Below are 14,003 nucleotides of genomic sequence, written 5' to 3' on the forward strand. Positions count from 1 at the left end.
TTTGCCACTTAATATTAAAAATGATGAAAACTTTTAAAACTAGAAAAATGTAATTCGATGCGTCCAAAGTTGAAACATTCGTTTCAATAACAAGCGAAATTTAAAAACAATTATGAATTAAAAATTATTAAAAATGAAAAATATATTTTTACTTCAGACCATCACTTTGGACATAAAAACATTCTAAAATTTTCAGAGCGTCCGTTTGCAGATGTTGATGAAATGGACGAAATATTGATCCAACGATGGAATGAAAAAGTACAACCCGAAGACGAAGTATATCATTTAGGAGATGTGGGACTTTCTTCTTCTGGTAAATTGAGAAAGATTTTAGATCGATTGAATGGTAAAATTTACCTCATCAATGGAAATCATGAGAAATCTGCACAAGCCTGCCACTCACGATTTGAATGGATTAAAGACTATTTTGAATTGGTTGTAAAAGATGACGAATTTGAACGCGGAGAACAACTAATCGTATTATTCCATTATGCGTTGAGGGAATGGAATGCTTCACATTGGGGAAGTTATCATTTATACGGACACTCACATGGAACATTGCCAGATATTGACGCTTATTTGTCTTTTGACATTGGTGTAGATTGTCACGACTTTTATCCGTTATCCTACGAAGAAGTCAAAGCAATCATGAAAACCAAGAATTGGAAACCTCCTTTTAAAAAAGGAAATCGATGATAAAAATAGAAACCTCCAAAATCATTTTTTGGAGGTTTTTTTTATTCGAATTTAATTAGTGTTTGAAGTTGGATCTCCGTTTCCGTTCACGTTACCCCACGATACTCCGTTGAAATTTGTTGCTGGAGAAAAATTATACCCTGCATTAGGATATGTTCCTAGAAAACCTGCGCTTTCATTCCCAATTCTATTATTAAAATTGTCAAAAATTTTACAAGTTTCATCCCACTCCCTTAAGCTTATCATAAATTCATTTCTAGGAGTATCCATACGAACTATTTCATTATTTGAAACGTATACCTGAGTTGCAGTTCCATCTGTCACATGACGAATAAGTCCAAAAAAGTTCACTGTTGTTCCCACATTTTCATCTGAAAAAACTTTGTTGTTTCTGACTGTCAATGCTACAATATTATTTTTAGAGTTAATCAATGCTGGATATGCTCCAGTTAAGTTATCATAACGTCCATAATTATCTGTAATATAAGATCTTTTCCATTCAATTGACTCTCTTTCTCCTTCATTTTCTGAATCGATATGAGTTAAATCGATATCCCAATCAGGTACATTTAATTCTATATTAGCATTGTAAAAGCTATTCCCTATAACTTTAAAATTAGTAGCCGTATCTTGAAATCTCAGGTATGTATCATAAAATTGGTTGCCTCTGATTTCCACACCGTCTGTATAAGCAGCAATCAAGATAGTACCTGAATCAATATTAAAGTTCCCAGAGTTTCGATATTCACAATTGATCATTTTACCGTGCATGTTCCTAAAATTAGGCTGCGTTAATGGACTTGCATTTCTAAAGTTTACACCTCCTGAAGGTTCTGGTCCTATAACGCCACCCATTTTAGCAAGTAATTCTGCTTCACTAGCACTATCAAACTTACAGTTGTAGTATTGAATTCCACTTGCAGAACCTTTGACCAATCTACGAGAAGCATAACGAATCGTACAATTATCAAAAATAAAGCGATGTGCTGCATCCGAAATATAATCTTCATCTATAATATCAATTACATCACCATCATCTCCATATACCCACTCAAAAACTGAATTGGTCATCGTAATTTTTGTTTTTCTTGGAGCTACAATCGTATCTGGATGATTGATATTATAATACAAAGCACGTGCAATTCCTACACCTACATTAATAGAATCATTTTGTCCACCACCAATTTCAGAGATATATAAATTATCACCATATACAACGCTACCATCTCTAACAAACACTTGTATTCCTGTAGCTCTGTAACTACTATTAATATTTAACAAATTTGAAATAGTAATATCTTTAAAAGTTACTGCATCAATATTATCAACTCGAATAGCATTTGCCATCTTCTGCTGACCATTAATAGTAATTACCTTGATTGTCAAAGTGTCTAAATTCAAAAATTGAAATATTTCAACATCAATATGCTGAGTCGTAGTATTTGTAATTAAGCTTCCATAACCAAGTAAAGTAAAATCTCCTGTTCTATCTACAAGAACTCGTTGATCTGTTGCCATTAAATATTCTTGAGATAATGTCACATGATTTGCATTTTGACACGCTGCATTGATTGCCGCATAATCATCTACAGAAAGATCTCCTTTAGCTCCATACCATTCTGGATAAAATGTATCATATACAAACGTACTAGATAATAGTATGGAAGTTTCAAAAATTTGAACTAATGGCGCTTCAATTTTGGTATTATTTCCTCGTAAAGTACCATTTGAAAGTGTACCACCTTCAAATTGAAGTGTCACGTTTACAGGCATATTTACTGTAATTCCTCCTAAGTCAAAATCAGAACGAATCACCCATACAATATTAGGAGAGAAAGAAGCTGCCTCCGACCAATCAAAATTAGATGGAAGGACTGCATACTCATTCGTTACAGATTCCATTTTGTGTGTCATTGTTGCATTTGCCAATACGCTATTAAAGCATAAAAAACTAAACGCTAACAATAAAAATTTAAGTGTTTTTTTCATCATTTTTATATTTTATTTTTATCTCTTACAAAGATAATTTATCGCTTTCGTGTGATGAAAAATTTGGCATCAAACACGCTGCAACTACAGGAAACACAGGGACTCTTGCATTTTCAAGTTTTTTTTGACGCTTGAAAATCGATCAAATAAAATGTGATTTTTGCACCTATTTTTTAATCAGATAGTTTTCATATACTTGAGTACATTAAAACTTTATTATGATAAAAAAATATTTACTCTAGCAGTACTACTTTTCTTTTACTACTATTCAAGCACAAGAATTCAAAGTTCAAAATTACGTACTTGAAAAAGCAGAAGATTATGCTAAGTATGAACAAGATGTCGTTGCGGCAACAAAATGGCTTATTGAAACACCTATCAATACTGAAGCAGATAAACGTGCAAAAGGAAATGCATTTTTACTTAAATGGTTTGAAGGAACGCCAAGTATTACATTTAATATTAATGCAGACATTGTTACATTTATAGAAGAATCGCCTGAATCATTTATGATTTACTTAGCTGGTTGGGCTTCTTATTGTATTGAAAACAATGATTATAAAAACGAGTTGCAAGGAAATATTCGTGGAATAGAAAGTGTGATTGCATTTTATAATGCCAACAAAAAGACGACAGGAAAAATAAAGACTATAGAGCGTTATAAAAAATTAAAGAAAAAAGGAAAGCTAGAAAAGCACTTACAGTCAAAACTATAGCATCCTAAAAAAACTCTTTATATTGTAAGACCCGAAAATCAAATGTTGTGAATTTCGGGTTTTCTTTTTTGTGTTTTTTATACAGAGGAATGCTTCCTATAGCACGATTGGCTGCTCCTGAAGAAGAAGTCAAAGAAACAGTTTTGATCCATCTAGATTGCATTTCGACTCCGCTCAATGCAAATTCTGAATTATATTTATTTTCTACTAAATTTAAATCAAATTGATGAATTCTAGGTACAGTATTAGAAACCACTTCTAGTTTTAAATTGTATCGTTTGATATGTTTACGAAAAAAGTATTCTGGTCCGTTTTTAGAATTTCCTCCAATAAAGAGAATGGTATGAATGCTCGGGTATTGCTGTAAATATCCAATAAGATTTCGCAATTGTATGTTTTCCATACCCAAGTCGGAAGCATCAATTTTTTGGCGTTCGCAACTATCTACAATATCACACACGCCAATTTTATGTTGTATGAAGAATTCTTTTCGCTGATCAATTGCTTCTTGCGAATTGTCATACCGCAACTTCAAATTGTATATTTTATCAATAAATAACCACAACGAATTGTAATAACTTCCGTAACAGAAATTGACATCTTTTTCGAGTAATTCTCCCATAGAAAAACGTGGTGGCGGTAAGGTGCCTACCATTAATTTTTCTGTATCAGGTTGAATAAAAGGTTTGTATGGATGTTTATGAAAAAACATATCCTAGCGCGTAAACACTAATTCATTACCATTAGATAGTTCTTCACTAAAGCCATATCCTTCTAGGTTAAATCCTTTTAAATCATCAATAGTTTTGGCATCAGTGTCAATAATGTAACGTGTCATGTATCCTCTAGCTAATTTCGCATACGTCATAATGGTTTTGTTTTCGCCGTTCTTGTAATCCTTAAAAATTGGCGTAATTACATGTACTTTGAGTGCTTTTTCATCTACGGCTTTGTAATATTCGTTACTAGCTAAGTTTACAAACAATTCACCATCTTCCAATTCATTATTTAGTTGCGTGGTGATTTTCTTTTTCCAAAATTCATATAAGTTTTTGTTTTTTCCGACAGGAAGTTTGGTTCCCATTTCCAAACGGTACGGTTGCATTAAGTCTAATGGTTTTAGCAATCCGTATTGTCCTGATAAAATTCTCAACGTACCTTGTAGTGTATCAATTTTATCTTCAGGAAGCGAAAACGCATCTAAACCTTGAAAAACAGCTCCGCTAAATGTATAGATACTTGGTCGCGAATTTTCTGGTGTAAATGGCAATGCCCATTCCTGATTTCGTTGGTAATTTAAATCTGCCAAAGCATCAGAAATATGCATCAATTTTGATAAACTTGTTCGAGATTTTTTCTTTAAAATTTTACTCAAACGCTCTGCTTCTTTTAAAAAACAAGCTTCTGTATATTTTTCTGTTGGAATACTACTTTCTAAGTCTAGGGACTTTGCTGGTGAGATAACAATCTTCATTTTATCTTTTTCGTTTTTAGGATGTTAAATTTACACTTTTTCTGTGATTATTGCTCCGTTTATAAAAGCAAAATTATAATCGCCTTTTATATAAAAATCAGCTGGATAAGCTTCTTCTGAGGTTGGATACCATTTTTTCTTTGTGTTATTGACAAGAATGAACAATCCTTCTGCATTCCCAAGTGCACAGAATCGTTCAAAGTTACCATCGTACACTTCAATTGGTCGCATCTCATATAACTGATGATAGATGGCTTCATTATCAGTAGATACAATTGCAATTTCGCTTATATTCAAGATATCTGCAGTCGAAAAAAGATGCGTATTGATTATGTCCAAATCTTTTCTTGCTATAAATTCGACAATATTTCCATCTTTATCATAAAAATATAAGGCTTCAGCATTCCAATTAGAGAAATCTGCAATAGCTTCACCTTCGCACAATAAAATATTGGTACGCTTTTGAATCCATTGCAATGCTTGTTGAATTTTATACGAAGAAATATTAATAGCAAAATGTGCAGGATGTATGCGTTCTGATTTTACAAAACTTAAAGAAGAAACGCCCATTTTTACAGTAAATTTTTCCGCATCTGAAGCTACCAAAGGCAATTCAAGCACTTGTGTGTAGAAATGCTTTTGTGCTTCTAAATTCGTTGTAAAAAGAGTTAATTCGCTAATTTTCATAGGTTAAAATTACGGTTTTTGACGTGTTTTTTAGCGTGATTTAAAAAGTTATATTTTATATTAAAATAAGCTTTGTTTATGTTGACTTCTAAAGAGATCTCATAATCTAAAAACATTAACTCTTGAATTTCACAACTTTGTCAATTTGTTTACACTAAGCTTACCGAAGCCATAATTTAGTATTCAAAATTACCACATTAGCTTATTAAAAGCTTCTCAACTTCATAAAAAATACTATCTTGCGCGCCTAAAATTTAGACAGATGAAACTATTCAAATCCGTTGATAAAGTATTGGCTCGTATGGGAAGTTCAAAAGCAACTGACCGAGCTTATAATGAGCCTTTAACTGCTGAAAAAATAAAACAAATTCCAGGTGAGCAACTTGCTGCTTCTGAAGCTGGTGGAATGTGGGCTGGAATTCAAGAATTGAATGGTTATGTGTTTATGGAATTGATCGTTTTAGATACCACTAAGATTAAAACCTTTAAAGGAGTTAGTTTAACGTTTTTAGGTGATACTGAATTGACTTTAGAATCTGACAACAAAGAAGTAAACTCTGAATTCTCTGATCTTTTCAATCGTTGGTTGACTCAGATTAGTTTTGAAATCTCGAAGAAAGATTTGAATTATATCAAACGAAAAAAATACAATCAAATTCAACTTGATTTTAAGAAGAAATCCTTGATGTTTGAGGTAAAAAAGTGATTTTAACTTCGCTCACAATCTACTTTTTTAGATTGCAAGAATCTCTTAGACAACTTAGTTAAATTGTTTTCGCTACAGTAAAACACCGCTATATTATTATCCGAAAAACCAATACCAAGCACCCAAAAACATTACATATCTATGTGCTTGGCATAGTTACGCCATTTCTCAACACAATCTGTGATATCTTGTGGTACTTCCGAGTTAAAACTCATCTTCTCTCCTGTGGTTGGATGAATAAAACCAAGTGTTTTTGCATGCAATGCCTGTCGTGGTAAAATCTTGAAGCAATTTTCTACGAATTGTTTGTATTTTGAAAAGGTAGTTCCTTTTAATATACGTTCGCCTCCATAGCGTTCATCATTGAAAAGTGTATGACCAATATGTTTCATGTGAACACGAATTTGATGTGTACGACCAGTTTCTAGTTGACATGAAATTAAAGTTACATAACCAAATCGTTCAATGACTTTGTAATGTGTTACAGCTGGTTTTCCTTTCTCGGCATCATCGCCTATATATACCGTATTTTGCAGTCTGTTTTTTGGATGACGACCAATATTCCCTTCTACCGTACCTTCATCTTCTTCCACATTTCCCCAAACAAGTGCATAATAGATTCGTTCCGAAGTTTTATCAAAGAACTGCTTTGCCAAATGCGTCATTGCTTCTTCTGTTTTCGCAACTACCAAAAGTCCACTCGTATCTTTATCAATTCTGTGGACCAAGCCTGGACGTTCATTTGAGTTCTTTGGAAGATTGTCAAAATGATATATGAGTGCATTAATCAAGGTTCCTGAGTAGTTTCCATGACCTGGATGTACTACCATTCCTGCAGGTTTGTTTACAACTAATAAATCATCATCTTCATAGACTACATCAATCGGAATGTTTTCTCCTACCAATAAATTCTCGTATGGTGGATATGCAAATAAAACCTTAATAACATCGTTTCCTTTGACTTTGTAATTAGATTTTACAGGTTTATCATTTACATAAATATTGCCATCTTTGGCAGCTTGCTGAATCTTATTTCGCGTAGCACCTTCTATAAAATTCATCAAATACTTATCTACACGTAAAGGTTGTTGTCCCTTTTCGGCAGTAAAAGAATAGTGTTCGTATAAGTCTTCGGATTCTTCTTGTGGTTGTGGAAAATTATTCTCCTGCATCGTTATCGTTTTCATCAGTACTACTTTGATCTGGTCTTTTTCCATTTCCAAGTATCAATTCTATTTTCGACATTTTTGGAAGTCTATCATTAGGCTTAATGTCTTTACCTTTGTATTTCATTCCCAAAACCATGTCTTTTCCAATATTATCTTTGTAGGTAACTTTTTCTACTTTAAATCCAACAGCCTTCAAGGTAGATTCAGCAGTTCTTCTTGTAATTTGAATTACGTGCGGAACCGACACTTCTCTATACTTAGAAGGATTAATTTTTAAATAGATTTTACGTCCTTCTTTTACTTTTTTTCCTGCTTTTGGATGCTGTTCAATAATAGAAAACGCAGGGTAATCAGGATTATAGTTAATCGTATCTTGTATGAAATAATTTAATTCATTCTCTTCTAGTTTAGCCTTGGCATCTTCAAAAGAAAGCTTCGCCAAATCAGGAACGGTTTTAAATTCTCCATGATTAGTTGAAACATTTAACCATTTTGTGATTAGAAAAACCAAAATGATAATAATTACAACAGCAATTCCTAGTTGTTTTAAAATTACTTTCATTAATGGAACTCGCTCAAAAAAGACTTTGATTGCTCCTAGAAGCTTTTTTAAAAAATTCATCTCTACTACGTTTTTATGGGACAAATATACATACTATTATTACTAATATTCTACTTTGATTTGTCCTCAAATACATTTACTTTCGTTTTTATAACGTTTATTTGAGTTATTTCTTATAAAAATGAAGAAAAATATAGCGATCATTATGGGCGGTTATTCCAGTGAATACGCCATTTCATTAAAAACTGGAAATGTTGTGTACACACATTTAAATAAAACACTGTACAATCCATATAAAGTACATATTTTTCGAGAAAAATGGGTATGTGTTACTACTGATAACAAAGAATTCCCAATAGATAAAAATGATTTTTCTCTAATTATTGACGGCACCAAAATTACTTTTGATTGTGTTTTTAATGCTATTCATGGAACGCCAGGCGAAGATGGATATATGCAAGGATATTTGGAACTTTTAGGAATTCCGCACACGAGTTGTGGAATGTACCAAGCTGCCTTGACTTTTAATAAACGTGATTTATTGTCTACTTTGAAACCCTACGGAATCAAATGTGCCACTTCCTATTATTTGAATACTGGTGATACTGTTGATGAAACTGCGATTGTTGATACAGTTGGCTTGCCTTGTTTTGTAAAAGCAAATAAAGCTGGAAGTAGTTTTGGAGTTTCTAAAGTACATGAAATTTCAATGTTACAAAATGCAATTGATGTCGCTTTTAAGGAAGATGATGAAATTATTATTGAATCATTTTTGGATGGTGTAGAAGTTTCTGTTGGTGTTATTAATTATAGAGGAACTGTTACTGTATTGCCTGTTACAGAGATTGTTTCTGAAAATGATTTCTTTGATTATGAAGCTAAGTATTTAGGACAATCACAAGAAATTACACCTGCTCGAATTTCTCCGGAACTCACAGAGAAAGTCTCTAAAGTAGCGAAAAGCATTTATAAAATTCTAAAAATGGAAGGCTTTTCGCGAAGTGAATTTATTTTTAAAGATGACGAACCTTATTTGTTAGAAGTAAATACAGTTCCTGGAATGACCGAAGAAAGTATTTTACCGCAGCAAGCCATAGAAGCTGGAATTTCTCTTGAAGATTTATTTGGTAATGCTGTTGCGCTGGCTTTAGCTAAAAAGTAGTACCTTGTCATTGTTTTTACACAGATCTATATAAAATGAAACGAGCTATTTTCCCAGGATCTTTTGATCCCATTACGTTAGGACATTACGATATTATAAAACGCGGCATCACATTATTTGATGAGGTTATTGTTGCTATTGGTGTCAATTCTGCAAAGAAGTATATGTTTACGTTGGAGCAGCGAAAGAAATTTATTGAAGATTCTTTTGAGGATGAACCGAAAGTGAAAGTAGTTACCTATGAAGGTTTAACTGTAGATTTTTGCCTAAAACACAATGTAGATTTTATTTTACGTGGATTGCGAAATCCTGCTGATTTTGAGTTTGAGAAAGCCATTGCGCATACCAATCGTGATTTAGCTCCGATAGAAACTATTTTTTTACTAACTGCTGCTAGCACTTCTTATATTTCATCTTCTATTGTTCGTGAAGTTATTCGCCACAATGGAGACTATACATTGTTAGTTCCAGATACCGTTCGTGTTTAACTGGAAGCGACTTCAGATATTTTTGCGTAAAATTCTTCTGTGACGAATGGTTTTGAAATATAATCGTTCATTCCTGCAGATTTTATTTTCTCTGCGGTATCTTCTAAAGTAGTTGCTGTTAAAGCAACAATTGGAATTTTTGAATTGAATCGTCGTATTTCTCGTGTCGTTGCATATCCGTCCATTTCAGGCATGTGAATATCCATCAGTATCACATCAAATATCTCTTCTTGTAGTTTTTTAATTGCATCAAAGCCATTATTTGTAATCCTACAAACGGCTTCCTTTTTGGTAAGTATTTTTTGTGTTAGTAATTGATTGATTTTATTGTCATCAACGATTAATATCTTGAGCCCTTTTAAAATATCATGATTTTCTTTCTTCTCAATTTCTGGTTCCGCAAAGTCTTTTTTCAATGTTAAATAGAAATAAAATATAGAACCTTTTCCCTCTTCACTTTCAATTTTTATATCACTATCCAAAATCGTTAATAGTTTTTTTACGATTGCCAATCCTAATCCCGTACCACCATATTTACGATTTACTTGCATGGATTCTTGTGAAAAGTCATCAAAAATTATTTTTTGTTTTTCTTTGGAAACTCCTATTCCATTATCAACTACACTGAAAAACAATTCCATAGCATCGCTCGTTTCCTTTACGTTTTTTACTGAAATTGTAATGTCTCCGTTTTTTGTAAATTTTATAGCATTTCCAATGAGGTTGATGAGTATTTGAGATATTTTTAAAGAATCTCCTTTTACTTTTTTAGGAATGCTTTCATCTAAAGTGATGACTATCTTATTTCCGTTATCGTTAATCGAAGTCCGCAAGGAATCAACAATATCACTAATTAAAGTTCTTAAATCAAATGAAACAGATTCAATTTCTATTTTTTTAGCATCAATTTTATTGATATGTAATACATTATTAATCAAAGCTAATAGGTGTTTTCCTGAAAAGTTTAATGATGTTAAATACTCTTCTTGATCTACCCTAGGATTTTCTTTTAATAGAATATCTGACAATCCAATAACTGCATACAATGGAGTTCGTAACTCATGCGATATTATAGAAAAAAAGTTTGCTTTGATCTGAGAAGCTTGCTCCGTTTTTTGTTTTGCTAAAGCAAGTTCATTTTTCTTTTTATACAACTGATATACTATGATAAGTACTGAAATCAATAATGCGATGATGACGAATGTTAGTATTTTAAATTTTTGAATGGTTCGTGCCTGTTGTTTTTTTTCGTTTTCAACAATAGACATTTTTTCCTCCCCTTCTTGTATTTTATAGACTAACTTTAAGCGTTCAGCAGTGGTATTTTTTTCCACTTCATAACTCTTCTTTTCATAAAATATATGTTGTAAAAGAGCGTCATTAGCTTTGACTAAATCATTTTGTTCATTATGAATATTATAGTATATCTCGTATGATTTTGAATTCAAATCATAATATTCTTCTTCATCATTTATACGAACTGCTCTTTGTAAACTTTCAATAGCTTCTTTATATCGCTTTTGTCTATAAAATGCTTTTCCCAATAGTAAATGACCGTATGCTAAATTACGTTTGCGTTGTGGAATTTGTTTACTTATTTCAATACTTTTATTAAAAAAGGAAATGGCTTTTTCTTCATTATGTTGATCTAAATATACCCTACCAGTATTGAATAATGGGTCTGCTGCTACAGTAATATCATTTTTCAAATCAGCTATGGCTAATGCTCTTTCAAACAGTTGTAAAGCCGCCGAATATTCTTTTTTGTAGTAATGAAGAATTCCCAAATTATTGAGTGTTCTCCCTAACTGAATTGAGTCGCTTATTTTGGCTTGAATTTTAGACGCTTTGAGCATGTATTCATACGCCTTATCTCTTTCTAATAATCTTGCATAGGTAACACCAAGCGTATTATATCCTCTAGCTATTAAGGAATCATTTTGTAGTTCTTTGGCATTTTTTAGGGCAATGAGAGCATAATCGAGAGAAGCGGACAGTTGATATTTTTCACCTAAAGTAAAAGATTTTTCTAATAATAAAACACTACTATCTCTCAGCTTTTTTTTATCAGTTTGTGCTGAGGCAGCCACGGTAAAAAGCAAAAACAAAGTCCAAAATACTGATATTTTATTCAGATAGTTCCATTTCATGTTGACTCAATTAAATAAATGATACTCAGCAAAAAACTACTAAGAGTTGTTAAACTACATATATTTCTGAATCAAAGCAAATAATTGTGGAGCTTCAAAAGGTTTAATAATCATATCATTCATTCCCGAATTTACAATTTTTGGCAAGCTATCATCCAAAGAAACTGCCGTAAAAGCTATAATTGGCACTTTTTTATTGAATTTTCTAATGACTGTTGTTGCTTCGTAACCGTCCATTTCTGGCATGTGAATATCCATCAAAATTAAATCGTAATAATTGTTCTTTACAGCTTCTATTGCTTCTGCTCCACTCGCAACAATATCAGCAGTGATCTTTTTAGTAGAAAGAATCTTTTGTGTCAACATCTGGTTGATTTTATTATCATCAACTACCAACATTTTTAGATGACTAAAGTCTATATCATCAATATGAATTTCGATATTTGAATCAATATTTTCAGTTGCTTTTGGGAAACGAATGTCAAATGTAAATGTAGTCCCTACATTTTCTTTACTTTGTAAATGAATGTCACTGTTATAAACTTCTAAAAGCTTTTTTACAATGGACAATCCTAAACCAGAACCTTGATATTCTTCATTAACCGCATCATGATTTTGCGAAAACATTTCAAACACCTTTTCTTGTTTTTCTTTCGGAATTCCGATTCCAGTATCTTGCACACAAAAATGTAATTGTACATCTTCCTCTGTTTCGTCAACTTTTTCAACACTTAAACGAATAGTTCCTTTTTTCGTAAACTTAATGGCATTACTAATAAGGTTGATGAGTATTTGAGAAATTTTCAAACTATCACCTACTAATAATTCTGGAATTTCAGTATCATACGCGATATTAAGTTCGTTTTCACGATCTTTTATCAACAAGTCAAATGATTTAATGATATTGTCAATATTTGCCTTTAAGTTAAATGTAGAAGCACCAATAGTAATGGTATTATCTTCCAATTTATTTGCTTGTAGAATATTATTTACTAATGAAAGCAAATGATCACCCGAAAATTTTAGCGACTTCAAATATTGCTGTTGTGAATCTCTTGGATTTTCCTCCAACAACAAATGTGTAATTCCAGTAACCGCATACAAAGGTGTTCGCAATTCATGACTCATTATGGAGAAAAAGTTTGACTTCGTTTTTGAAGTCATTTCTGCTTTCAACTTTGCTTCTTCTAATTTATTGTACTTGATCCTTAAAAGCTTGTTACTTTTTATCTTTTTATAAATAGCTTTGATGATCAATGCACCTAAGAAAAGGCAGCCCAAAAGCAACAAGACAATAATGACTATTACTACTTTAAATCGGTTAACAATAATGCTTTTTTGGTAGTTTTTTTCTTCTAAAACATCGAGCTTAATTTGATCTTTACTTAAACTATAATTTGTTAACAATTCTTCTTCTAAACTATTTAGATCTTTATCTAACCCTTTTTTTAAGTTCTTTTGATAACTCAATAAGGCTTCTTTTTCTTTATCAATTTCACCTTTAACCTTATAGATTTCAGCTAATATTTTGTACGAAGTTGCTAGATCGTTTACATGTACATATTCGTTTAAAATATGTTTTTCTAGAAATTTTTGGGCATTATCAAAATCATCCAGGTGATAATACGCATCTCCTTTGGTAAACTCTAAATAGTTCATTCGAGCTGTAAAAAAGACTTTATCATCAGTAGAAGCTTTCACTCGTGCTTCCATCTCAGCAACTAACTTAAGTACGCTTCCATATCGCTTTTCCGCTTGTAGTACAGCTATCTTAGCCCAATCTAATAATAAAATATCTTCTACCTTTTGCGTAGTTTTAGCAATAGCATATCCTTTTTTTAAGTATTGATGACATTCTCTATATTTCTCTTGTTGTATCATCATCCGAACTAAGTCATGATATACCAATGATATCTTGTGTTTGTTACCAAGTTGTTTAAGAAGTTTTAGAGATTTTTCATAGTATTTTTCAGCCTTAGCCAAATATTTCATTCGTTTATACGTAAAAGCCAACGTGTAATAAGAATTAGCCAATGCAATATCATCTTCATTATTTGTTGAGTGTTGTATGGCGATATAATTATATGAAAGTGCTTTCCCAAAACTAAAATCGCGCGCCAAATGAAATGCTGTATTATTCAATGCAAAGATGCTATCTGTGGATACTTCTTGAGCGTTCAATTGAATACAAGTAAACATATAAA

14 protein-coding genes are annotated in these 14,003 nt (G+C 32.0%); 5 read left to right on the forward strand and 9 right to left on the reverse strand.

Annotated features, from left to right (window positions below; genetic code table 11):
• Positions 1-222: 222 nt before the first annotated feature.
• Positions 223-696, forward strand: a complete 474-nt coding sequence (locus MK119_RS09870; protein WP_366512788.1) for a phosphoesterase — start codon at positions 223-225, stop codon at positions 694-696.
• 51 nt (positions 697-747) lie between these two features.
• Here MK119_RS09870 and MK119_RS09875 read toward each other — a convergent pair whose 3' ends face one another.
• On the reverse strand, positions 748-2,688 hold the full coding sequence (locus MK119_RS09875) for a hypothetical protein (RefSeq protein WP_290677748.1): 1,941 nt from the start codon (positions 2,686-2,688) through the stop codon (positions 748-750).
• A gap of 316 nt (positions 2,689-3,004) precedes the next feature.
• The gene (locus MK119_RS09880; RefSeq protein WP_290677751.1) at positions 3,005-3,160 is read right to left on the reverse strand and encodes a hypothetical protein; all 156 of its coding nucleotides are present in this window, start codon (positions 3,158-3,160) and stop codon (positions 3,005-3,007) included.
• A 34-nt stretch (positions 3,161-3,194) separates the two neighbouring features.
• Between MK119_RS09880 and MK119_RS09885 the strand changes: the two genes are divergently transcribed.
• Positions 3,195-3,401, forward strand: coding sequence for a hypothetical protein (locus MK119_RS09885; RefSeq protein ID WP_290677754.1), 207 nt, complete (start codon positions 3,195-3,197; stop codon positions 3,399-3,401).
• 4 nt (positions 3,402-3,405) lie between these two features.
• Here MK119_RS09885 and MK119_RS09890 read toward each other — a convergent pair whose 3' ends face one another.
• Genes MK119_RS09890 through MK119_RS09900 form a run of 3 tightly spaced genes read right to left on the reverse strand, consistent with a single transcriptional unit; the run spans position 3,406 to position 5,562 of the window.
• Positions 3,406-4,113 carry a uracil-DNA glycosylase family protein gene (locus MK119_RS09890; protein WP_290677757.1) on the reverse strand — a complete coding sequence of 236 codons (708 nt, stop codon included), beginning with the start codon at positions 4,111-4,113 and terminating at the stop codon, positions 3,406-3,408.
• Between the two features lie 3 nt (positions 4,114-4,116).
• Positions 4,117-4,875 (reverse strand): peroxide stress protein YaaA, encoded by a 759-nt coding sequence (gene yaaA, locus MK119_RS09895; protein ID WP_290677760.1) that lies wholly within the window; start codon positions 4,873-4,875, stop codon positions 4,117-4,119.
• A 30-nt stretch (positions 4,876-4,905) separates the two neighbouring features.
• Entirely contained in the window at positions 4,906-5,562 is a 657-nt protein-coding gene (locus tag MK119_RS09900; protein WP_290677763.1) for a VOC family protein, read from the reverse strand.
• Between the two features lie 262 nt (positions 5,563-5,824).
• Here MK119_RS09900 and MK119_RS09905 point away from each other — a divergent pair, with 262 nt between their 5' ends.
• A complete protein-coding gene (locus MK119_RS09905) occupies positions 5,825-6,268 on the forward strand; it encodes a hypothetical protein (protein ID WP_290677766.1) in 444 nt (147 codons plus the stop codon).
• A gap of 131 nt (positions 6,269-6,399) precedes the next feature.
• Here MK119_RS09905 and MK119_RS09910 read toward each other — a convergent pair whose 3' ends face one another.
• Both MK119_RS09910 and MK119_RS09915 read right to left on the reverse strand, forming a co-directional pair.
• A complete protein-coding gene (locus MK119_RS09910; RefSeq protein WP_290677769.1) occupies positions 6,400-7,455 on the reverse strand; it encodes an RluA family pseudouridine synthase in 1,056 nt (351 codons plus the stop codon).
• On the reverse strand, positions 7,427-8,059 hold the full coding sequence (locus MK119_RS09915; protein WP_366512789.1) for a PASTA domain-containing protein: 633 nt from the start codon (positions 8,057-8,059) through the stop codon (positions 7,427-7,429). The genes MK119_RS09910 and MK119_RS09915 overlap by 29 nt, the downstream gene beginning before the upstream one ends.
• A 121-nt stretch (positions 8,060-8,180) precedes the next feature.
• Here MK119_RS09915 and MK119_RS09920 point away from each other — a divergent pair, with 121 nt between their 5' ends.
• Complete coding sequence (locus MK119_RS09920) at positions 8,181-9,161, forward strand: D-alanine--D-alanine ligase (RefSeq protein WP_290677772.1); 981 nt, start codon at positions 8,181-8,183, stop codon at positions 9,159-9,161.
• A gap of 35 nt (positions 9,162-9,196) precedes the next feature.
• The gene (gene coaD / locus MK119_RS09925) at positions 9,197-9,649 is read left to right on the forward strand and encodes a pantetheine-phosphate adenylyltransferase (protein ID WP_290677775.1); all 453 of its coding nucleotides are present in this window, start codon (positions 9,197-9,199) and stop codon (positions 9,647-9,649) included.
• Here coaD and MK119_RS09930 read toward each other — a convergent pair.
• Together MK119_RS09930 and MK119_RS09935 are read right to left on the reverse strand one after the other, a co-directional pair.
• Complete coding sequence (locus MK119_RS09930; RefSeq protein WP_290677778.1) at positions 9,646-11,799, reverse strand: response regulator; 2,154 nt, start codon at positions 11,797-11,799, stop codon at positions 9,646-9,648. The genes coaD and MK119_RS09930 overlap by 4 nt on opposite strands.
• Positions 11,800-11,853: 54 nt before the next feature.
• The gene (locus MK119_RS09935) at positions 11,854-13,998 is read right to left on the reverse strand and encodes an ATP-binding protein (protein ID WP_290677781.1); all 2,145 of its coding nucleotides are present in this window, start codon (positions 13,996-13,998) and stop codon (positions 11,854-11,856) included.
• Between the last annotated feature and the right edge of the window lie 5 nt (positions 13,999-14,003).

Source organism: Kordia sp. (genome assembly GCF_022447245.1).
Classification (GTDB): domain Bacteria; phylum Bacteroidota; class Bacteroidia; order Flavobacteriales; family Flavobacteriaceae; genus Kordia.